The 227-nt window shown below is 46.7% G+C and carries 1 protein-coding gene; it reads right to left on the bottom strand.

Going from position 1 to position 227, the window contains the following annotated elements; genetic code table 11:
- Positions 1-33: 33 nt before the first annotated feature.
- Positions 34-227, bottom strand: a 194-nt coding sequence (locus tag HF569_RS12230; RefSeq protein ID WP_456298534.1) for an aggregation-promoting factor C-terminal-like domain-containing protein, incomplete at its 5' end; no start/stop codon positions are given.

Genomic DNA, 227 nt, shown 5'->3' with positions numbered 1-227 from the left:
TAACCAACGGTGACACCAGTATTTATCATTTATTTAGAACCAGCCACAAGCTAACCAATGATGCTTGGCTCGAACCCAACTGCCATAACGGCTGTGGGCATACTTATCGGCCGTTCTCTCCTGATTGGCTTTACTGTAATCGCCCTTCAGATATGAGCGGGTTAATTGATACTTGCCATAGTAGCGACCATTCTTGGCGCGGTAATTACCACCAGACTCCTTGTTGG

This window comes from Levilactobacillus tujiorum (genome assembly GCF_012641185.1).
In the GTDB taxonomy this organism is placed as follows: Bacteria; Bacillota; Bacilli; order Lactobacillales; family Lactobacillaceae; genus Levilactobacillus; species Levilactobacillus tujiorum.
This window is presented reverse-complemented; position numbering and strand designations above follow the sequence as displayed.